The organism is Flavobacterium sp. WC2430 (assembly GCF_040822075.1).
In the GTDB taxonomy this organism is placed as follows: Bacteria; Bacteroidota; Bacteroidia; order Flavobacteriales; family Flavobacteriaceae; genus Flavobacterium.
The window spans coordinates 3,157,913-3,181,270 of sequence record NZ_CP162007.1 but is presented as its reverse complement, the minus strand read 5'-3'; the positions used below and the strand labels follow the sequence as shown (position 1 = coordinate 3,181,270).

Sequence of the window (23,358 nt, the reverse complement as noted above, 5' to 3'; positions counted from 1 at the left end):
TTTCTTAACCAAAAAGGATATGGCAAAAAAAAGAGCATCATTTACGATGCTCTTTTTTAATTTAAATAAAAGGATTAATTTCTTCTATTATTATGTTTATTGTTTCCTTCTCCATGACCTTTTCCACGACTGTTTCCATGTCCTTCATCATGTCTTTCATTTCTATAATTATTTGATTTTCTATGGTTATCAGCATATCTACGATTTTGTGTGTATCTATGGTTATCTGATCTTCTATCATTATTTCTGTATCCAATAGATCTTTGATTTTCACCTCTATATCCTTTGTGGTATCTTACTCGATCATGATTGAAATTTGAATAAGGTCTGTTACCATGGTAGTCATTTAGTACTACTTTATATCCTCTGTTTAAATCGTAATTACGATATTGTCTTGGTAAATATCTCGATCTAACCCATCTACCACTTCCAAAATAAATAAACTGAGAAGCACGTATATCATAATACGCTTGAACATCAGGTAAATAATAATAATCAACATTTGCATATCCTGAAGGTCCCCATGATGGAGCTGTACCTATATTTAAACTTACTGAAACTTGAGCTTGTGTAGCACTTGATATGAGTAGAATTATTCCAACGGCAATTAGTTTTAATGATTTCATCTTTTCTATATTTTTAAATTAATTTTTTTAAATTTTTATTCATTTCGTATATACTTTAAGATAGAATCCAACAACTGTGCCAGAATGATTTTATTAACGTTTAATTGGGTATATGACAAAAAAAAGAAACGCATTATACGTTTCTTTTTAACAATGTAATATTTAAATTAATGTTTGCTTTTTCCGTGACCTTTATTTCCATTTCCTCCTTTATGGTTACCATTATCTTTATGATTGTCTTTATGGTTATCATTTCTGTTACCAATTGATCTTTGAGGTTGTCCTTTATACCCTTTGTAATATTTTACTTTGTGTTGTTTGTAATAGGTATAAGGTGTTCGTCCGTGATAATCATTTAATACTACTTTATAACCATTGTACAAATCATAGTTTCTATATTGTCTCGGTAGATATCTTGATCTTACCCATTTACCACTTCCAAAATAAATAAATTGAGAAGCTCGAATATCATAATAAGCTTGGACATCTGGTAAGTAATAATAATCAACTTGATCATAACCAGAAGGTCCCCAGGAAGGAGGTGTACCAATATTTACATTTACTGAAACCTGTGCTTGTGTAGCACTTGTTACCAATAGAACTATTCCAATTGCAATTAATTTTATAGTTTTCATTTTTTCTATTTTTTATTTTAATTTTTAAAGTATTGAATTTTCAATACATAACACTAAAAACAACTATGATGCCAAAATACCTATATTAACAGTTATTTAAGTCGAATATTTGCATAAAAAAAGAAGTGTTATACGCACTTCTTATTTTAAGTAGTTGTTAATTATGTACTTATAGTAATAAAATTAATAAAAGTATAATAATAATAATTGCTCCAACGGAAAGGTACAATCCATTTCCAGATGATCTTAAATTCTCTTTTATTTCACGAACTTCTTTTCTAAGTTCTTTTTTTTCTGATGATTTTAAAGATGATTTATCCATCTCTTTAATTTCTTCTAAGCGGTTAAGCATGGTTTGAACTTCTGCAGGAATTTCTTTTGGTTCTGAAGTTGGTACATTTTTTTCAGCAGCAAACATAGAACTTGGACAGGCAGTTAATGATAATACCATTATCATTAAATAAAAACTTAGTTTTTTCATAGTTATTTGGTTTTAATTTTGTTTTTTTAACTGATATAAAGATAATAATAATCTTATAATTAGATTTGTATAATTAACAACAAAAATTATAATATTCACACATATTTAAAATTAAAATAAATTTTAATTTATTGAATATTAAACATATGAAAGCTAAATAGAAGTTGATTATTTAAACAAGACTGTTCTAGGTTTAGCTAACTCGAAGGTTTGAAAACCAAAATCTGTGGTCTGAAAAGCATTAGTTCTAAAAACATTGTCCCCTTCAAAAGGAATTGTTGGGTAGTACGAAAGTGAAAATTGAAAAGAACTAAAAACTAAATAGTCATTACTTATTATAACGCCAATTCCAATTTTAGAATAGGCCTTGCTTTTTTGTACGCTACTTTGACTATTTCCAATAACGGCAATAGTATAATTAAAATAAGGATTCATGCGAAACCCACCAATATCTTTTGGAGCATAGGATTGTGTTTGTAGTGTCATGACCATTTTATTTGTTCCATACACCGCACTATTAAATCCTTGGATCCCATAATTTTCATTAATTGAAAGTTGATCCCCAATCGAGTTTTTCCGATTTAATCCAATAAGTACTTGCGGTTTTATAAACTGTCTTAATTTCCACTTTCCTAACTCAATTAAGTTGGTAAAATAATTGGCTTGAAAAGAAAAGGCTGTTTGCTCTGTTTTAGACTGATTAAAAAAAGTACCAACTTCTAAATTGGTACTCAAAAATCCCCATTTATGATAATTACCAAACGAAATTTGGGCGCCTAGATAAGGCCTCCAACTTTTATTTTTGTATTGATAACCTGCAGTTATTCCGTAAATTCTTCCAATGGGAACATCTTCAATAATTCCGTTTTTAAAGATGTACTTATCTTCAATAAATTTTCTTGTATTGATACCAATCCCCATTAGTATTGATTTTTCATTCGAATAAAAATCAATTGGATCATAAGTAATAGGTGGACTTTCGATATAATTTTTATTCATAAAGACCCCTGCTAAAATCAGATTTGTTGTTCTTTCATTTACTGAGTTTGCTTTAAATATATTAAATGCCTTTCCAATCCAAAAATCATGAGAGCTGAATTTGAAATTTTGTTTGACATAAATCAAGTCTAATCCTTGTAAGGTGTCTCTTCTAAATTGCTGTTCTAAAAAAATACCTCCTGCCCATTTTGTCAGTGGAGAATAAAAAGGTCTTTCAATATCAATACTTTTAGTATAATTATTTTCAAGATCAGTTTGGTATTTTAATTTTGTTTTAATGAAAGTATTCTTAATATTAGGGATGGTATAAGCTAAGTTATTGGCATTTTTTCCATCACTAAAGCGATTTGTAAAACGATAGTCAAATTGTTGTCCAGTACCAAAAAAGTTATTTTCATTTAGTCCCACAGAAATACGGGAATTTGAAACTTCAAATTTTGGGATGGTACTCCATGAGTCCAATACCCGAATGTACACATCAACAGAGTCACTTGTTTTACTAATTAATTCTTCCGAAATGGTTACTCTGTTAACAAATCGTTGTGATCTAATGATACGTTCAGACTCTTGAATTATGAAAGAATTGTACTCACTGTTTTTTTTAAATAGCAGTAAATTTTTAATAGCCAATTCTTTCGTTTTAAGATGGAGTCTGTTTCCTGTTCTTTCTGACCAATTTCGGGGATAAGCAGTTGTATCAGAATCAGAATACCCAAAAGGATCCAGTGTCACTATTGTTATGTTCCGAATAATTTTCCCTTGCAGGTTTTTGTGAGTTTTTTGTTTTGGAATTTTAGCTTTTGCTGTAGCTCTTATAGGCTGAAAAATCAAACCATGCATAAATTTCGTAAACTTGTTTTTTTTAGAATACGTTTGAATGGTTTTATACATGTCTGCACTGTCTTTCTCTACTTTGTTTATTTGTGAAAAGGATAATTGACAGCAAAAAAGCATCAAAAATAATAGCGCTATTTTTTGTTTTGGAGACATTTATAAATATTTTTAATTTACAAGAATTAAAAAGCGATATGTTGTCAAAATTGATGAATTAGAATCTATGATTGCGGCATTAATTTAAATCGAGTGGTCTAATTTTTGTTAAACCTGCTCTATATCATTTTCAAAAACCATATCATCAGTCAATTTATTTTCTCCTGAATTATTTGTTTTTTTAGAACTATAATTGGCGTCTTTTTTATTTTCCCAAATAATTTTTTTAGGTAAATTATCGCCCATTAAATAGCCCCAAGGTTCTAAAGTTTCTATTTGGTCAAAAACAATTTTTAAAACAGCTAATATTGGTATAGCCAAAAACATTCCTGAAATTCCTGCAATGGCACCACCTATAATTATCCCTATTATTGAAACGAAAGCATTAATTTGTACTTTGGTATTAATGATTAAAGGTACAAGAATATTATTGTCTATTATTTGAACAACTACATTTACTCCTACAACTCCCACTATTATTGATAAATCGGGCGTTCCAGTTAATGATGCTAAAAATGTCAAAAAACCTGCAATTAAAATACCGATGTAAGGAATAAGGTTTAATATTCCTGTAATAATACCTAATAAAATATAATATTGTATCCCAATAAAATAAAGCCCAATGCTGGTTAAAATAGAAACTAAAATCATTTCTATTATTAAACCAGAGATGTAGTTTTGTACAGCACTTTTTATTTGGGCTAAAATGCTTTGTAATTTCTCATGAAATTCAGCTCTAAATAACTTAGTTAAAAACAAAACAAAATGTTTTCTATACAAAAGAATCAAGAAAGTATAAATAGGAATTAAAGTAATATTCATCAGAGTATCAGTAACTGATAGTAGAGTGGTACCAATACTTTCTTTTCCTTTTTTTACAGAGTTTTCCGTAACATCTTCAATGTATTTCCTTTGTTCCCATAGACTTACCTGAAAATTGGTTCTTATAAAGCGTTGGATGTCAGTAATGAATAGGTTAATGTTTTTTCCAATTTTTTCAAAATCACTGGCTATATCACTAATTTGGTAAGAGATAAACGCTAGAATTCCTAAAATAAACAAAACAAAAAGGAGTACGGTTATGCTCACTGCCAATGCATTAGGGAAACGCAATTTTGAATTTAAAAAAGAAACAATTGGCAATAGCAATACCGCAAATAAAAAGGCTAATAATACAGGAATGAAGACATCTTTTCCCATATAAAAAATATAGGTAATGCTTATTATGCTTATTAAAGTAAAGCTAAGCCTGATGTAAAAAGGATATTTAATGGTGTTGTTCATGCTTTGTTTGTTTTTAAAATAAACAATAAATTCTACTGAAATCACTTACTATTCAACAAGCAAATTTGATGTTTTAATGCTAATTTTGAGTTATATGTTTTTTTTTATTTTTTATATAATTACTACTTAAAAAAGAAACTTTTGGATAGAATATATTGAAAACAAATGTTAGATATATAAATATTAGTCTACAAACTCGTTATCGTCAAAATGAATTTTCATTATTGATATTCCTTTTTGAAAAAGGAGATTGTTGGGATAGACAATTATTTCACCGTCTTTTGTAACTAATGCTACATGAAATGCACGAATATCCTCAATTTCAGCAATGATAGGGAAATCTTTATCATGTATTCGGATAACATCTCCAATTTTAAAAGGAAACGAAAAGAATAAGATAATTCCAGATGTGATGTTACTTAAAATGGACCATTGGGCAAACATGGCTACCCCTACAACAGTTGTAATAGAGGAAATTGCAATGATGATATCTTTGGTTTGTACTCCCCAGATAAGTATTAATGCTATTATTGCCAATATATTAGTAAGCAAATTAAGATACTTAATGACCAGATTGGTTCGATGTACAATTCGATTTGTTTTTTCTGCAAAACGCCTAACTAATTTGGAAACAATAATCCGCAATAAAAAAAACACAAATAGGAGGATCCCAGTTGCGAATACTTCTTTTGTAAAATTATTAAAGAAAGTCATACGATACGTTTTATGCTAAGTTACTCAAATATTCGTACACTTTATCAACTGGTAATCCCATAACATTAGCATACGAACCTTCAATTTTTGACACACCAATGAACCCAATCCATTCCTGAATTCCATATGCACCGGCTTTATCATATGGCTTGTAATTATCTATGTAGTACAAAATAGCTTCGTCACTTAATTCGTTAAAAGTAACTTTTGTAGTTTCGGATATAACTTCAGTTTTTACATTAGTTTTAAAACAAACGGATGTAATTACATCATGCGTAGAATTTGATAATGATTTTAAGATGGCAAAAGCATCTTCTTTATCTTTTGGCTTGCCTAAGGCCTTGTTATTATGCCAAACGATGGTGTCACTGGTAATCAATATTTCATTTTCGTTTAATTCTCCTTCAAATGCAGTTGCTTTTAGTTCAGCTAGATAATCAGTGATTTGACCTGCTTTTAATTCTAAAGGGAATATCTCTTCGATTTCTTTTAATCGAATTTCAAAATCCAATTCTAAATCTTTAAAAAACTGTTGTCTTCTAGGTGATCCAGATGCTAAAATGAGCTTGTATTGATTTAATTTATTTTGAAGCATTATATTTTATATTTAAAGTAATAATTACAATTGATAAAATTCCGAAAAGAAGAATCCATTTTAAAAGGATACTGAGTTTATGAAAGTCTTTTTTGTTTTTTGATTCCCAACTTTTTATCGAAAAGTAAATGAGTGGTGCCAAGACAAATACAATCGAATAAAGGGCTGCAAATTGTAAATTATTAGCCATAAAATAATTCTTGATATATACAAGAAGTGAAATTATTGGAATAAAACTTAAAGCAAAAACAAGTTTTGATGTTCTTTTAGCTCCTATAATAATAGGTAGCGTTTTCATTCCCTGATTAGAATCTCCATTTATATCTTCTAAGTCTTTGATGATTTCCCTTAAAAAATTAATTAAGAAAGCAAATACAGCGTAATCAAGTAGTATGGAAAAAAGTACGGCCATTATTTGTTGGTTTTTAGAAGTAATGGCGGGGTATAAATCAAAAATTCCAATAATCACGACACTAAATGATAGCAATAACGCAACGACAAAATTACCAACAAGCAACATTTGCTTCAAGCTGGTTGCGTAAATATATAGTGTTGAGGCAATTAAAATAAAAATGGAGGCAAATCCTGGTTTATATATTACATTGGATAAATAAAAACCTATCGCAACACCAGTTACGTTTAAAACAGCATAAATATTATATGCTGATGTTTCCGAAATGCTTCTCCCTACAATTAGATTATTTGGTTTATTTTCTAAGTCTGTATCTTGGTCAAAAATGTTATTAATCACGTAGCCTGCAGCAGCTATCAATACTGTACTTAATACAAGTAAAAGGTATTGCCAGTCGTTTAATGCCAAAGGAATATTTTGCATTTTCAAAAAACCAAACCTAAAAACGAGTTGCATGAAAGCAAGTAGAAGTAAGTTTTGGTATCGAATAAGTTTTAGAAAATTCATGGTTGTTTTTTTTCTGTGCGAGTTCTCTTTTTTTAATTAATGATGACTGAAAATGGTAATCAAAACCGATTTAATCGTGTTTTCCGTCAAAATATTCCATCCATTTTCCTTGTACTTTCATCACTTGTTCGATTACATCCCGAGCGGCACCTTTTCCTCCATTCTTATGGGAAATATAAGTTGAAATGGCTTTGATTTCTGGACTGGAATCTTGTGGACAGGTTGGTAAACCTACTAATTTCATTACATGATAATCTGGAATATCATCTCCCATGTAAAGCACTTGTTCTGGATTGATGGAATACAATTCGGTATATTCTTTAAACGTTTCTACTTTGTCTGGTGTGCCTAAATGAATGTCGGTAATACCTAAATTACGCAAGCGTACACGAACCCCTTCATTACTTCCTCCAGAAATAATACAAACGTTATACCCGCTTTCCACAGCTGCTTTCATAGCATAACCGTCACGAATATTCATTGTTCTTAGAATTTCACCTTCGGTGGTTACAAATACGGAACTATCTGTAAGTACGCCATCAACATCAAAAATAAATGTAGTGATTTCGTTCATTAATTCTTTATAACTTTTTGCCATTATCTTGTATTGATTGTGTTAGTATTTTATAAATGTTGGATTGATTGCTATTTGTTAAAAATAATTGATGTGCTTCAATGGTTTGCTTGTCATTACGTATCGCAGGACCGGTTTGTGCTTCCTCTGGTGATAGGGTCATTATTTTTTGAGCGGTTTCTTTAATTAGTGGTTGTAAAATAGCAAAAGGAACTTGGTGTTCCTTGCAGATTTCATTTCCCAAATGGTATAAGTGATTGGTGAAATTATTGACAAAAACGGCCGCTACATGCAAGGCTTTTCTTTGTTCAGAGTTAATGGTATACACTTTTTCGGAAATGGATTTTGCTACTTTATCTAATAATTGATAATCCGTTGCATTTTCACTTTCTAAACAAATAGGGATGGTTTTAAAATCGACTTCCTTGTTTTTAGTAAACGTTTGTAACGGATAAAAGACCCCTTTTCGATTGTTATTATTTAAATTATCCAATGAAACACTACCAGAAGTATGAACAACCAATCTGTTTTTGAACTGTAATTGATCAGAAACCTTGGTTATAGCATCATCAGTAACGGCTATTATATATAAATCAGCTTCTTGCAGTTCAGCATAATCAGTAACAATTTTTTTGTAATCAAGTAAATGAGCAAGAGTTTCTTTTTTTCTTGAATATACTTGAACTAATTCAATCTCGTTCCCATTGTTTTGGGATTTTTGTAGCGCAGCTATCAAATGTTGCGAAACATTTCCAGAGCCAATAATAATAACTTTAACCATTTGACAAAATTAGCAATTTTTTTTAAAGTCTTTACAACTATTCTTACGTTGCATTTTTTATAAAATCCCTAAAAAAACAATCGATTAGTTGTTGTAAAAGGCTTAATTTTAGATTAAATTAACAATTGCTCAAATATAGAAGTCAACATTTTTAAGTACTTTTGTGGCACTTTTAAAAAACACAATTCCTTTAAAATGAATAAAAAATTATTCTCCATTTTATTTTCTACACGATTAATGGCCATTTTGTTCTTGACTTTTGCGATTGCAATGGGTACAGGAACTTTCATCGAAAGTAAATACAATACTGACACTGCTCGAATTTTAGTTTATAACACTTGGTGGTTTGAAGCGATAATGGTGTTTTTTATGATTAATTTCATTGGAAATATAAAGCGTTATCAGTTATTAAAGAAAGAAAAATGGGCTACATTATTACTTCATTTGGCTTTTATTTTTATTCTTTTGGGAGCTTTTGTAACTCGCTATATCAGTTATGAAGGAATGATGCCAATACGGGAAGGTGCTGCCGAAAATCAATTTTATTCTGATAAAACTTTTCTTACTGTCTTTGTTGATGGGGAATACAAAGGCGAAATGAAACGTAGAGTTTTTGAGAAAAAATTATTGCTTTCTCCAGTTACTAATAATGATTTTACAATTTCTGATAAATTTGCGGATACTCCTTTTGAAATAGAATACAAGAATTTTATTATGGGAGCCAAGGAATATGTAAAGGCGGATTCAAAAGGTATTTTATATTTAAAATTAGTTGAAGCAGGTGATGGTGGTCGTGAAGAACATTTCTTGAAAGAAGGAGAAGTTCAAAATATTCACAACGTCTTATTTGCTTTAAATAAACCTACTGAAGGAGCTATAAACATCAATACAACTGGAACTGCATATACAATCCAGACTCCTTTTGAAGGTAATTTTATGCGAATGGCTGATAAACTTCAGGGAGCTGTTACTAAAGATATTGTTCAACCGTTAATGATGCGATCGCTATATACCATTGGGGAAAAACGATTTGTATTTCCTGATCCAGCTGTAAAAGGGAGGATAGATTATGAATCGAGTAACGATTTTAAAGCTAAAAATCATGAAGATGCTTTAGTGTTGAAAGTAAAAGCCGAAGGTCAAGAAAAAGAAGTTACAGTTGTAGGTTCAAAAGGAAAAGTAGGGCAGTTTCAAACCGTAAAAATTGGTGCGATAGATTATACTTTTTTCTATGGTAGTAAAGCATATGTTTTGCCTTTTAAAATTAAATTGAATGATTTTATAGCTCAAAAATATCCTGGAACGGAGAAAAGCTATTCTTCATTTGAAAGTAAAGTTACGGTTCAAGATAGTACTGAAACTTTTGACGCCAGAATTTTTATGAATCATGTTTTGGATTACAAAGGGTATCGTTTCTTTCAGTCTTCATTTGATCCAGATGAGAAAGGGACTGTACTTTCAGTAAATCATGATTCTTGGGGAACAGGGATTACATATGCTGGGTATTTCATGTTGTTTTTTGCGATGATGGCTATAATGTTTACGAAGCATTCTCGATTTGCTGATATAAAAAGAAAATTAGAAGTGGTAAAAGATAAAAAAGTAAAACTGCTGACTGTTTTAGTTTTATTGTTAAGTTTTAATGGTTTTGCGCAAGTTCATAATCACGATCATGATGCCAATGGAAATCATGCCGATCATGCTGAAAATGAGAGCCACATGCGAGTAGCTCCTACGGAAAAACAAATAGATTCCTTGATTAATAAATTCAAAGTATCTGAAGAACATGCTTCCAAGTTTGGACGATTGGTTATTCAAGATGCAGGTGGTAGAATGAAGCCTATTAATACTTTTTCATCTGAATTATTACGAAAAGTGAGTCATTCTAATGATTATAAAGGGATGAATTCTGATCAGGTATTCTTATCCATATCTCAATATGCTCAATTATGGATTGAAGTGCCTTTGATTTATTTGAGAAGTGGAAACGATAGTATCCGAAAATTAATAGGTGTAGATGTTAAAGCTACAACAGCTCCTTTTATAGCCTTTTTTGATGCCAAAGGGAATTATAAGTTATCACCTTATTTGGATGCGGCTTACAAGGCGGCTAATCCAAATCAATTTGAAAAAGACTTTATTGAGACGGATAAGAAAGTAAATTTAATGGAATCAGCATTAAGTGGTAGTATTTTAAAAATATTCCCCATACCAAATGATCCTAATAATAAGTGGATTTCAACATTAGAGTTGGAACATGCTGGTTTAAAAGGCATGGATTCTACGTATACTAAAAGTGTTTTACCGTTGTATTTTGGCGCTTTAAATCATGCTTCTATATCAAATGATTATAAAAATGCGGATGATTTAGTGGAAAGTATTCATGGGTATCAAAAGAAATTTGGGATCAAAGTGTTACCAAGTGATGACAAAATTTCATTGGAGATACTGTACAACAAATACGATTTACTTCAAAAATTACCATTCGCTTATTTATATGCTGCCATATTAATGATGTTATTTGTTATCCTTCAAATTTTCAAGGATAAAAAAGTATTGCGTTTTCTAGTAAATGCGATGCATATTGTTATAGCTACTTTGTTTGTACTGCATACGGTAACTCTAGGAGCACGCTGGTACATTTCAGGGCATGCGCCATGGAGTAATGCGTATGAAGCGATTGTTTACGTAGCTTGGGCAACGATGTTTTTTGGGCTAGCATTTGATATTAAATCGAAACTGACTGTGGCGTCTGCAGCATTCGTATCGGCAATGATTCTTGCAGCTGCTTATGCCAACTGGATTGATCCAGAAATAGCTAATTTACAGCCTGTACTTAATTCGTATTGGTTAATGATTCACGTAGCCGTTATTGTGGCTAGTTATGGACCATTTGCACTCGGAATGATATTAGGTTTTGTTTCCTTGTTATTGATCTTTTTCACCAATGAAAAGAACAAAGCTAAAATGGATTTGAATATTCAAGAGATCACCTATATCAATGAAATGGCATTAACTATTGGATTGATTATGTTAACTATTGGTAACTTCCTTGGGGGACAATGGGCCAATGAAAGTTGGGGACGTTACTGGGGATGGGATCCAAAAGAAACTTGGGCATTAATCAGTATCATGGTTTACGCCTTTGTGATTCACGCTCGATTTGTTCCTTCTTTAAGAGGGAAATGGATTTTTAACTTGATGAGTATGTTTGCTTTTGTGTCTATTTTGTTCACCTATTATGGTGTGAATTTTCACCTAGTAGGATTACACTCTTACGCCAGTGGTGAAGCACATTCTCTAAGTTGGATTTGGTATTCTCTTGGAACAATTTCTTTTATAGGAGCTGTTACTTATCCAAAATATAAAAAGTATTACAAGAAATAATTTTTTGTTTAATTAAAAAAGGTTCAACTGACAAAGTTGAACCTTTTTTTTTGCGGTTGGTATTGCTATAGAATAAATGCTTTATTGTTGAAATTTCAAGGTTTTAACGTTTTTTAATTAATTAAAAGTTTGTTTTTAGGTTTATATCAATAAAAATTATGTAATTCATCGGATTAATTGGTATTTAATCTATATTTGTTAAGAGTTTCTTAATTTTAAAGTTCCATTGAGCGACTTTTATATAGATTTTTTTTAATTAGTTGCTTATGAGGTATATACTATTGCTTTTTACCGTGACCTTTCAAGGACAAGTTCTACATCATCAAATGTTATCGTCGCAAGGTGATACCAAAAAACTTTCAAATGGAATAGTTATTAATCAAACTATTGGTCAGCAAAGTATCATTGGGACTTCAAAAGATGGTTTTGTTGTTATGCAAGGTTTTCAACAAAGCTTTTGGAGTAACTATATTGCAACCAATACTGTAGATGTAATTCCGACCAAAACTTATCCAAATCCATTTACAAATACTATTCATTTTCAATTTTCTAAATCAATTACGGAACCAATAGCTATTCATGTTTATGATAGTAGTGGACGTTTAGTTTTTGAAGGAAATAAGAGTGCAAATGGTATAATTTTGAGTGTAGATTTATCAAATTTACCGACCTCTCCTTATTTAGTTAGTCTCAAGTCTAATGCATTCACATATTATACTCAAATTATAAAACTATGATAAAAAACTACTCTTTAATTGCTTTTATTATAGGATGTTATTATCTGTTTTCTCAAAAAACAGATCTGTTTTTTTACGAAAAATCTACAAAAAATAATAAGAAAAAAACCTTTCCTAAACTAATCTTTAATTACACTAAGGGGATTAGTTGATTTTTGTTGAGAAAGTTTTAACCAAATAGTAGATTATAATTTGGGTTGAATTATAAATCAACATGTTTTTATAAGATCATTATTAACTATACATCAATTAGTTTTAAAAGTTCATTTCAATATTAATTCATTTCATCATGAAAAAAATAATTATACTATTACTGTTTTTTGTTGCAACTAAAAATTTTGCACAAACTAATGGAATTACATACCAAGCCGTAATAATGAATACGCAGGCTAACCAATCTTCTGGGGTAATCAATCCCAACCTGCCTTTAGTTGAAAAAGATATTTGTATGGTTTTTAAATTCATTGATGAATTTTCAAATATTGAATACCAGGAAACAGTTCAAACCACAACCGATCTATTTGGAATGGTTAACTTAATTATTGGTTCGGGTTTACAAACAGCTGGCTATGCCGATTCTTTCAAAGCAGTGGTTTGGAATTCATCAAATAAAAGTTTAGTTGTTGGAATAAATACAGATGGGAATTGTTCTAGTTATACAGAGATTAGCAACCAGCCGTTTAACTACGTTCCATTTGCTTTTTCGTCTCAAAATGCTGAAAACGTCACAGGTATTGTTTCTATTGAAAATGGCGGAACAAATGCCACTACAGTTTATGGTGTTAAAAGTAATTTTGAAATTGAAAATGTTGATAATACCAGCGATTTAGATAAACCAATAAGTAGTTTAACACAATCTTCTTTAAATGGAAAAGAAAGTTTAGTTAATAAAAGCATTGATTTTGCTACTGATGGGGCATCAGATACAAAGTACCCAAGTGTAAAATCAGTTAAAACATATATTGATAATAGTTCAAATTCTACAGCAGTAGCCTTAGCGGCAGAAGTACTTAGAGCAACAACCGCTGAAATGGCAAATGCTACAGCAATTTCAGACGAAAGCACTAGAGCAACAACAGCTGAAACAGCAAATGCTACAGCCATTTTAGACGAAAGTACGAGAGCAACAACGGCTGAAACTGCAAATACTACAGCTATTTCAGACGAAAGTACTAGAGCAATAACAGCCGAAACGGCGAATGCTACAGCTATTTTAGACGAAAGTACCAGAGCAACAACGGCTGAAACGGCAAATGCTACAGCTATTTTAGACGAAAGTACTAGAGCAACAACAGCCGAAACGGCAAATGCTACAGCCATTTTAGACGAAAGTACTAGAGCAACAACAGCTGAAACGGCAAATGCTACAGCAATTTCAGACGAAAGCACTAGAGCAACAACAGCTGAAACGGCGAACGCTACCGCAATTTCAGATGAAAGTACCAGAGCAACAACGGCTGAAACGGCAAATACTACAGCCATTTTAGACGAAAGTACTAGAGCAACAACAGCTGAAACGGCAAATGCCACAGCAATCTCAGACGAAAGCACTAGAGCAACAACGGCAGAAACCACAAATGCGACAGCGATTTCAGACGAAAGTACGAGAGCATCAACAGCTGAAACGGCAAATGCTACCGCAATTTCAGACGAAATTACTAGAGCAATAACAGCCGAAACGGCGAATGCTACAGCTATTTTAGACGAAAGTACCAGAGCAACAACGGCTGAAACGGCAAATGCTACCGCAATTTCAGATGAAAGTACCAGAGCAACAACAGCCGAAATGGCGAATGCGACAGCTATTTCAGACGAAAGTATTAGAGCAACAACAGCCGAAACGGCAAATGCTACAGCAATTTCAGATGAAAGTACCAGAGCAACAACGGCTGAAACGGCAAATGCTACAGCCATTTTAGACGAAAGTACTAGAGCAACAACGGCTGAAACGGCAAATGCTACAGCAATTTCAGACGAAAGCACTAGAGCAACAACAGCTGAAACGGCGAACGCTACCGCAATTTCAGATGAAAGTACCAGAGCAACAACGGCTGAAACGGCAAATGCTACAGCCATTTTAGACGAAAGCACTAGAGCAACAACAGCTGAAACGGCGAACGCTACCGCAATTTCAGATGAAAGTACCAGAGCAACAACGGCTGAAACGGCAAATGCTACAGCCATTTTAGACGAAAGTACTAGAGCAACAACAGCTGAAACGGCAAATGCCACAGCAATCTCAGACGAAAGCACTAGAGCAACAACGGCAGAAACCACAAATGCGACAGCGATTTCAGACGAAAGTACCAGAGCTACAACAGCTGAATTAATTAACGCAACGGCAGTTTCAACAGAAACAACCAGAGCGAGTTTAGCAGAAGCTACAAATGCGACAGCGATTTCGGACGAAAGCACCAGAGCTATAGCAGCCGAATTAACTAACGCTACAGCAATCACAACGGAATCAACCAGAGCGAGTTTGGCTGAAGCTACAAATGCGACAGCTATTTCAGACGAAAGTACCAGAGCAACGACAGCCGAAACGGCGAACGCTACAGCCATTTTAGACGAAAGTACTAGAGCAACAACAGCTGAAACAGCAAATGCTACAGCCATTTTAGACGAAAGTACGAGAGCAACAACGGCTGAAACTGCAAACGTTACGGCGATCACAGACGAAATTACTAGAGCAATAACAGCCGAAACGGCGAATGCTACAGCTATTTTAGACGAAAGTACCAGAGCAACAACGGCTGAAACGGCAAATGCTACCGCAATTTCAGATGAAAGTACCAGAGCAACAACAGCCGAAATGGCGAATGCGACAGCTATTTCAGACGAAAGTACCAGAGCAACAACGGCTGAAACGGCAAATGCTACAGCTATTTCAGACGAAAGTATTAGAGCAACAACAGCCGAAACGGCAAATGCTACAGCAATTTCAGACGAAAGCACTAGAGCATCAACAGCTGAAACGGCAAATGCTACAGCAATTTCAGACGAAAGCACTAGAGCAACGACAGCCGAAACGACGAATGCCACAGCCATTTTAGATGAAAGCACTAGAGCATCAACAGCTGAAACGGCAAATGCTACAGCAATTTCAGACGAAAGCACTAGAGCAACGACAGCCGAAACGACGAATGCCACAGCCATTTTAGATGAAAGTACCAGAGCAACAACAGCTGAAACAGCAAACGCTACAGCCATTTTAGACGAAAGCACTAGAGCAACAACGGCAGAAACCACAAATGCGACAGCGATTTCAGACGAAAGTACCAGAGCTACAACAGCTGAATTAACTAACGCTACAGCAATCACAACGGAATCAACCAGAGCGAGTTTAGCAGAAGCTACAAATACAACGGCAATTTCAACAGAAACAACCAGAGCGAGTTTAGCAGAGGCAACAAATGCTGCAGCTATTTTGGACGAAAGTACCAGAGCTACAGCAGCTGAATTAATTAACGCAACGGCAGTTTCAACAGAAACAACCAGAGCGAGTTTAGCAGAAGCTACAAATGCGACAGCGATTTCGGACGAAAGCACCAGAGCTACAGCAGCCGAATTAACTAACGCTACAGCAATCACAACGGAATCAACCAGAGCGAGTTTGGCTGAAGCTACAAATGCGACAGCGATTTCAGACGAAAGCACCAGAGCTACAGTAGCCGAATTAACTAACGCTACAGCAATTTCAACAGAGACAACCAGAGCGAGTTTAGCAGAAGCAACAAACGTTACAGCCATTTTAGACGAAAGCACTAGAGCAACAACAGCTGAAGCAGCAAATGCTACAGCCATTACAGCCGAAAGTACTAGAGCAATGACCGCTGAAATGGCAAACGGCACAGCTATTTTAGATGAAAGCACCAGAGCAACAACCGCTGAAATGGCAAATGCTACAGCAATTTCAGACGAAAGCACTAGAGCATCAACAGCTGAAACGGCGAACGCTACAGCTATTTTAGACGAAAGCACTAGAGCAACGACAGCCGAAACGACGAATGCCACAGCCATTTTAGATGAAAGTACCAGAGCAACAACAGCTGAAACGGCAAACGCTACAGCCATTTTAGACGAAAGTACTAGAGCAACAACAGCTGAAACGGCGAATGCGACAGCAATTTCAGACGAAAGCACTAGAGCATCAACAGCTGAAACGGCGAACGCTACAGCTATTTTAGACGAAAGCACTAGAGCAACGACAGCCGAAACGACGAATGCCACAGCCATTTTAGATGAAAGTACCAGAGCAACAACAGCTGAAACGGCAAACGCTACAGCCATTTTAGACGAAAGTACTAGAGCAACAACAGCTGAAACGGCGAATGCGACAGCTATTTCAGACGAAAGTACCAGAGCAACGACAGCCGAAACGGCGAACGCTACAGCCATTTTAGACGAAAGTACTAGAGCAACAACCGCTGAAATGGCGAACGCTACAGCTATTTTAGACGAAAGCACTAGAGCATCAACAGCTGAAACGGCGAACGCTACAGCTATTTTAGACGAAAGCACTAGAGCAACAACAGCTGAAACGGCGAACGCTACAGCCATTTTAGACGAAAGTACTAGAGCAACAACCGCTGAAATGGCGAACGCTACAGCTATTTCAGACGAAAGTACCAGAGCAACGACAGCTGAAACGGCGAACGCTACAGCTATTTTAGACGAAAGTACCAGAGCAACGACAGCCGAAACGGCGAATGCGACAGCTATTTCAGACGAAAGTACTAGAGCAACAACAGCTGAAACGGCGAATGCGACAGCTATTTCAGACGAAAGTACCAGAGCAACGACAGCTGAAACGGCGAATGCGACAGCTATTTCAGACGAAAGTACCAGAGCAACGACTGCCGAAACGGCGAACGCTACAGCCATTTTAGACGAAAGTACTAGAGCAACAACAGCCGAAACGGCGAATGCGACAGCTATTTCAGACGAAAGCACTAGAGCAACAACAGCTGAAACGGCGAACGCTACCGCAATTTCAGATGAAAGTACCAGAGCAACGACAGCCGAAACCGCAAATGCTATAGCTATTTCAAACGAAAACACTAGAGCAACAACAGCTGAAACGGCAAATGATACTGCAATTAGTTCAGAAACAACTAGAGCAATAACAGCTGAAACCGCAAACGCTACAGCTATTTTAGATGAAAGCACAAGAGCAACAACAGTTGAAACAGCGAACGCTACAGCCATTTTGGATGAAAGTACTAGAGCAACAACAGCCGAAGCAGCAAATGCTACCGCTATTTTAGATGAAAGTACCAGAGCAACAACCGCTGAAACGGCAAATGCTACAGCTATTTCAAATGAAAGTACTAGAGCAACAACAGTTGAAACGGCAAATGCTACATCCATTTTAGACGAAAGCAGTAGAGCCTTAGCCTCTGAATCTGCTATCGAGACCAATTTGGCTACAGAAACTACAAATCGTATCAATGCTGATTTATTGAAAGCTGATTTGGATTCACCAACCTTTACGGGAACTCCATTTGCTCCAACAGCTGCATCTTCAACTAATTCGACACAAATAGCTACAACTGAATATGTAACGAGTGCAATTACCACTTCTGGTAGTAATTTTTTACCCTTAACCGGTGGAGCCTTAAGTGGTTCTTTAAGCGGTACAACTGGAGACTTTTCATCTAATTTTAAAGTTTCGTCATTAACTTTAACGGGGTCTAGTACATGGGATTTTGCACCGTTTGGATCTGGAGTTACTTTGGTTCAGGGCGGTTGTTGTAGAAGATTAACAATTGATAATAATGGAAGATTTGGTATAGGAGCAAACTATACCCCATTATATCAATTAGATGTTGAAGGTGATGGCCGATTCACTAGTTCGGTAACTGCAACTTCGTTTATAATGGATGGAGGAACTTCTTCCCAATTTTTAAAAGCAGATGGAAGTACTGATACTAATGTTTATCTCACAAGCAGTGATAATGCTACTAATGTAACAGGAATAGTTGCAATTGCTAATGGAGGAACGGGTTCATCAAGTCAAAATTTTGTTGACCTGACGACTACCCAAACAATATCTGGAACTAAGACATTTGATTCAGATTTAAATACTAGCGGAGACCTAACCGCGGCTTCTTATATAAAATCAGGAGGTACATCATCACAATATTTAATGGCAGATGGTTCTGTCTCTGTGGCAGCAACTCCTGTTCGAGAAGTTGCAGATGAATTTTCGGCAACAGCTAGTCAAACTAGTTTTACTTTGACTCAAGTTCCATCATTAAATAGTAAAGTAAAGATGTATGTGAATGGAATTAGAATTAGTAATACAGCTTATTCCTTGTCAACTGGTACATTAACGTATAATCCAACTAATAATGGTGGATATTCATTATCAGTAAGTGATAGAATTCAGTTTGATTATTTTTATTAATACAGCGCTAATAAAATAGTTACACTATGAAGTTTTATAAAAAAATATTTTACTTTTTTTTGATTTTTGTCATTTCTCAAGGATATGCTCAAAATTCTTTAGATGTTTTAGGTTTAGACAACACAACACCAGCTGCTGTAGCCTATAGTTTACGGAAATTAAGTTCCTCCTACGTTGGCGATGCCATTCAAGTGCGTCGTAGTAACGATAACGCTACTCAAGGTATAAGTTTTGATGGTAATGGAGATTTAGATACAGCTTCATTATTGGCCTTTGTAGGAGCTAATGATGGATTTGTAACTATATGGTATGATCAAAGTGGGAATGGTAAAAATGCAGTTCAAAATATACTCCTAAATCAACCAAAAATTATTACTGCAGGAGTTATTGAAAGAGCGAATGGATTACCTAGTATTATTTTTTCAGGTTCGCAATTTTTAGTCGTAACATCCACTACGTTTAATAATGATTTAACAGGTTGTCTTGTTTATAAAGCCTCGAGTTTAAACACACGAAGTGGCGGTGGCGGAAGTTGGTATAATATGAACGGTATCTTTGGTTCTGAACAACCTGGCGGTACTACTGACTTCGCGTACGGTATTTACAATAATAAATTCACTGCAGGAAACGGTCCCTCTGATAAGTCATTAGGAGGAAATGCCGCAGTAAACGATAATGTTATAAGGATACATTCCTGGACCAGAAATAGTATAAATGGGCAAATGAATTTATATGCCAATAGTGCCAGTGATGGCACTGTAAATCTTAACACTGGAACTTCTTCTGCTGTGACATCGGTAGCAATAGGGGCAAATCAAACTTTTAGTGGTGGACAAGTATTTTACAATGGAAATGTTAGTGAGTTAATATTATTTGCGGCAGTATTAGCTAACCCACGTCAAAAAATTGAAAACAATCAAGGTAATTACTACAGTATTTGCTTATTAGATACCCAACCTAACTCAAATAACCAGTCAGTTGTATTGGGGGGGTCTCCTACTACTTTAAGTGTTTTATCTAATGATCCTACAGCAACATATCAATGGTATAGTAATAATATAAAATCTAATTCAGGAGGAACATTACTTTCTGGAGAAACAAATAACAATTATACACCAAGTGCCACTAATGAGGGAACTTTATACTACTATGCAATTATTTCCACAGCAACAATTACCTGTTCTAGCAATGTTTCTGGATATGTACGAGTTGGTATTGAAATTACTAGTCAGCCTTCAACTAGTAATCAAACAGTAATTCAAAATAATACTGTAAATAGTTTAAGTGTTGTAGCAACAGGAAGTAGTATTACTTATCAATGGTATAAAAACGTAAGTAAAACCAATACTGGTGGAACACTAATTACTGGAGCTACAAATAATTCTTATACCCCTGATAGTACTGATTTAGGTACTAATTATTACTACGTCGTTATCTCTGGTAATAATACTGTTTTGGTAAGTAATCCATCAGGAGCAATCAAAATTACAACAAATCCTATAATTTGGAATGGAAATATAATAACGTTTAGTAAGGCTGACTATGCTAATTATAACCTAGTTCAAAATCAGGATGTTCTAACTAATACGGTAAAGATTACTAGAGCAGATGACCAAGGCTTATTTAATATCGCTGCAGAAAGTAGGTTCGGAGGAAGTTCTCCTTCAAATACGGAATGGGCAGAGGGTTTATTGTCAAACTATGCAAACTTAACTTATAGAACTTGGCAACAAGCTGTTAATTATTCTCCTCCTACTAGTGTAAATAAAACGTATGTGGTTCATTTAATAGCTGAAAATATTTTTTTAGAATTAAAATTTCTTTCATGGACTGACTCCGGAAATGGAGGTGGATTTTCGTACTCTAGAACTACTCCTTGCACCCCACCATCAGAGCCTATAGCAAGCGATCAAAATCATAATTCTCCAGCTACGGTTGCAGATTTGGTTGCAACAGGTACAAATATTAAATGGTACTTAGCTGATACAGGAGGAAGTCCTTTGCAAGCAAATACTACTTTAACATCAGCGACTTATTATGTAACTCAAACGGTTAGTAGTTGTGAAAGTACAAGAAAAGCAATTTCTGTAACTATTATTAGCTGTTTATCGCCTGCTCTTAGTAATTTTAATGCTGTTAATAAGACTTATTTTGATAGTAAATATACTGTTTATCAGCCAACTAGTAATAGTTCTGGAGCCTTTACTTATACTAGTAGTAATTTATCAGTAGCTACAGTAAGCGGAACAACAATAAATATTATAGCTGCTGGAAGTACTACTATCACAGCTACGCAAGATCTTGATGGAACCTATTGTAGTGGAAGTATCGCATCTATTTTGACGGTAAATAATATTTCAGTTTTAACTAAAAATGGGGAGCTAACGACCTCTAAAACTAATTATGTAAATAAAAATGGAGCTATAGGTGGTGATTTTGGGGTTGATAAAAATGGGCTCACTATACAATCAAAAACGTACGATTTAACAACTGACTTGGTTATGCATTTAGATGCTGGCAATACCACCAGTTATCCTGGTTCCGGAACGACTTGGACGGATTTAAGTGGTTTGGGAAATAATGGGACATTAATAAATAACCCTGTTTATAATTCTTCTGATGGTGGTAATCTAGTGTTTAATGGTTCCAATACTTATGTAAATGCACCACTTACAAAAACAGCTTCATGTACATTTTCAGTTTGGGCAAAATCAACCAATACTAATTCAAATAAAATGTTGTTTAACGCTGGAAATGATGGTGCTGGTCCAGATTTATTTTTCAGCGGCAACGTTCTGAGTTGGAATACCTGGGATAGCTCCAATAATCCTTTTGGAAATATACCTGCAACTTCAGCAAATGGTAATTGGCATAATTATGTGGTGGTTAACGATGCTGTGTCTAATACAGCAAAAGTGTATTATGACGGAGTGCTTTATGGAACTGCCGTTTATAAAAATGCCTCGGCTAATACTAACTTATATATCGGAGGTACTACCGGTGGATATCAGTGGGACGGTGCTATTGGGAATTTCCAAGTTCATAATAGAGTTTTGACTCCAGCAGAGGTTGCTCAAAATTTTAACCATTTTAAAATAAGGTATGGCCTGTAGCTGTAGTTTAAAATTTACTGCAAATTATAATTATATAAAAATTGCATAACTCATGTTTAGTACATTATTTAACCCTCTTTTATAACCTCCATAACAGCCGCTTCATAATTCCGGATGCTTTTCGCTTTTTTGATTTTTTTGTGCACTTTGTGAGGATTTGAAAAGATAACGGAGAAGTATTCCCATAAGTGATGCATTTTCAATAGAATATGCGTGGAACCAGATAACGATTCACTATATCCTTGATACAATGTTTCATGAAACTCACTAAATAGCTCCATTTTATTTTTTGGATATTCGGTGGTGTTATTTTTAATCATACTAGGTAAAAAAGGATCGGCAATTAAACCTCTTCCGATCATCCAATGGTCAATAGAAGGGAAGCGCTCTTGCATTTCATGGAATTTAGTTACGGATGTAATGTCTCCATTGTAATACAGTTTCACCTTGCTTTGATCTACGCAAGTTTGAAAAGCTTCTAAATGTACTCCACCTTTGTACAATTGTTTCCCTAATCGTGCGTGTATTGCCACATTTTTTACTGCGTACTTTTCTAAAATTGGCAATACATCCAGAATTTCCTCTGTAGTATCATAGCCTAAGCGCATTTTCATCGAAACAATAATGTCTGATTCGTTTTGCACTTTATGCAAAATCTGTTCGATTTTTTCGGTGTTACTAATTAAACCTGATCCCATACCACATTTAGTAACCATTGGGTAGGGGCAGCCTAAATTCCAATTTAATTCTTTATAGCCTAGTTCTTGAACATACTTTGAAACAAACAAAAACTCATCGGCATCATTAGTTATGATTTGTGGAATAACTTCTAATTCTGAATTGTTCTCCGGCAATAAATCACGCTGATAAGAGGATTTTATAACTAGTTTTCCATTTAAACGGATATAAGGAGCATAATAAGTGTCAATTCCACCAAAAATCTTGTTTTGTGCGTTTCTAAAACGAAAATCGGTAAATCCTTGTAAAGGGGAGGAAAGTAAGGTGTAGTTCATGTAGTATTTAAAAATGCAAATATAACATACTTTAGATTGTAATGCTTTTCATTTAACAGTTATGTTATTTAAGGTCTTTTTAGGTTTTTTAATGCATCTAA

The 23,358-nt window shown here is 34.3% G+C and carries 15 protein-coding genes; 4 read left to right on the top strand and 11 right to left on the bottom strand.

Translation table 11 applies throughout. The features are described from left to right. Positions 1-74 precede the first annotated feature (74 nt). The 10 genes from AB3G36_RS13845 to AB3G36_RS13800 all read right to left on the bottom strand — a co-directional run bounded on the left by AB3G36_RS13845 (position 75) and on the right by AB3G36_RS13800 (position 8,598). A complete protein-coding gene (locus AB3G36_RS13845) occupies positions 75-626 on the bottom strand; it encodes a hypothetical protein (RefSeq protein ID WP_367753723.1) in 552 nt (183 codons plus the stop codon). 167 nt (positions 627-793) lie between these two features. Next, entirely contained in the window at positions 794-1,261 is a 468-nt protein-coding gene (locus tag AB3G36_RS13840; RefSeq protein ID WP_367753721.1) for a hypothetical protein, read from the bottom strand. Positions 1,262-1,430: 169 nt separating this feature from the next. After that, entirely contained in the window at positions 1,431-1,742 is a 312-nt protein-coding gene (locus AB3G36_RS13835; protein ID WP_367753719.1) for a hypothetical protein, read from the bottom strand. A gap of 168 nt (positions 1,743-1,910) precedes the next feature. Continuing rightward, positions 1,911-3,731, bottom strand: coding sequence for a hypothetical protein (locus AB3G36_RS13830; protein WP_367753718.1), 1,821 nt, complete (start codon positions 3,729-3,731; stop codon positions 1,911-1,913). Between the two features lie 108 nt (positions 3,732-3,839). Next, positions 3,840-5,015: an AI-2E family transporter gene (locus tag AB3G36_RS13825; protein ID WP_367753716.1), complete on the bottom strand. Its 1,176-nt coding sequence runs from the start codon at positions 5,013-5,015 to the stop codon at positions 3,840-3,842. Positions 5,016-5,198: 183 nt separating this feature from the next. Then, on the bottom strand, positions 5,199-5,729 hold the full coding sequence (locus AB3G36_RS13820; RefSeq protein ID WP_367753714.1) for a mechanosensitive ion channel domain-containing protein: 531 nt from the start codon (positions 5,727-5,729) through the stop codon (positions 5,199-5,201). A gap of 10 nt (positions 5,730-5,739) precedes the next feature. Further along, positions 5,740-6,324 carry a Maf-like protein gene (locus AB3G36_RS13815; RefSeq protein WP_367753712.1) on the bottom strand — a complete coding sequence of 195 codons (585 nt, stop codon included), beginning with the start codon at positions 6,322-6,324 and terminating at the stop codon, positions 5,740-5,742. After that, on the bottom strand, positions 6,311-7,243 hold the full coding sequence (locus AB3G36_RS13810) for a geranylgeranylglycerol-phosphate geranylgeranyltransferase (RefSeq protein ID WP_367753710.1): 933 nt from the start codon (positions 7,241-7,243) through the stop codon (positions 6,311-6,313). Before AB3G36_RS13810 ends, AB3G36_RS13815 begins: the two co-directional genes overlap by 14 nt. Before the next feature lie 70 nt (positions 7,244-7,313). Further along, the gene (locus tag AB3G36_RS13805) at positions 7,314-7,841 is read right to left on the bottom strand and encodes a KdsC family phosphatase (protein ID WP_367753708.1); all 528 of its coding nucleotides are present in this window, start codon (positions 7,839-7,841) and stop codon (positions 7,314-7,316) included. Further along, positions 7,825-8,598 (bottom strand): Rossmann-like and DUF2520 domain-containing protein, encoded by a 774-nt coding sequence (locus AB3G36_RS13800; RefSeq protein ID WP_367753706.1) that lies wholly within the window; start codon positions 8,596-8,598, stop codon positions 7,825-7,827. The genes AB3G36_RS13805 and AB3G36_RS13800 overlap by 17 nt, the downstream gene beginning before the upstream one ends. 195 nt (positions 8,599-8,793) lie before the next feature. Between AB3G36_RS13800 and ccsA the strand changes: the two genes are divergently transcribed. The 4 genes from ccsA (at position 8,794) to AB3G36_RS13780 (ending at position 22,244) form a co-directional block, all read left to right on the top strand. Then, positions 8,794-11,985 (top strand): cytochrome c biogenesis protein CcsA, encoded by a 3,192-nt coding sequence (gene ccsA, locus AB3G36_RS13795; RefSeq protein ID WP_367753704.1) that lies wholly within the window; start codon positions 8,794-8,796, stop codon positions 11,983-11,985. 266 nt (positions 11,986-12,251) lie between these two features. After that, positions 12,252-12,722, top strand: coding sequence for a T9SS type A sorting domain-containing protein (locus AB3G36_RS13790; protein WP_367753702.1), 471 nt, complete (start codon positions 12,252-12,254; stop codon positions 12,720-12,722). A 289-nt stretch (positions 12,723-13,011) separates the two neighbouring features. Continuing rightward, positions 13,012-19,131, top strand: coding sequence for a hypothetical protein (locus AB3G36_RS13785; RefSeq protein ID WP_367753700.1), 6,120 nt, complete (start codon positions 13,012-13,014; stop codon positions 19,129-19,131). A 26-nt stretch (positions 19,132-19,157) separates the two neighbouring features. Next, positions 19,158-22,244 (top strand): LamG-like jellyroll fold domain-containing protein, encoded by a 3,087-nt coding sequence (locus AB3G36_RS13780; protein ID WP_367753698.1) that lies wholly within the window; start codon positions 19,158-19,160, stop codon positions 22,242-22,244. A gap of 68 nt (positions 22,245-22,312) precedes the next feature. Here the strand turns inward: AB3G36_RS13780 and AB3G36_RS13775 are convergent, their stop codons facing one another. Then, positions 22,313-23,257, bottom strand: coding sequence for a tRNA dihydrouridine synthase (locus tag AB3G36_RS13775; protein WP_367753696.1), 945 nt, complete (start codon positions 23,255-23,257; stop codon positions 22,313-22,315). Positions 23,258-23,358 lie beyond the last annotated feature (101 nt).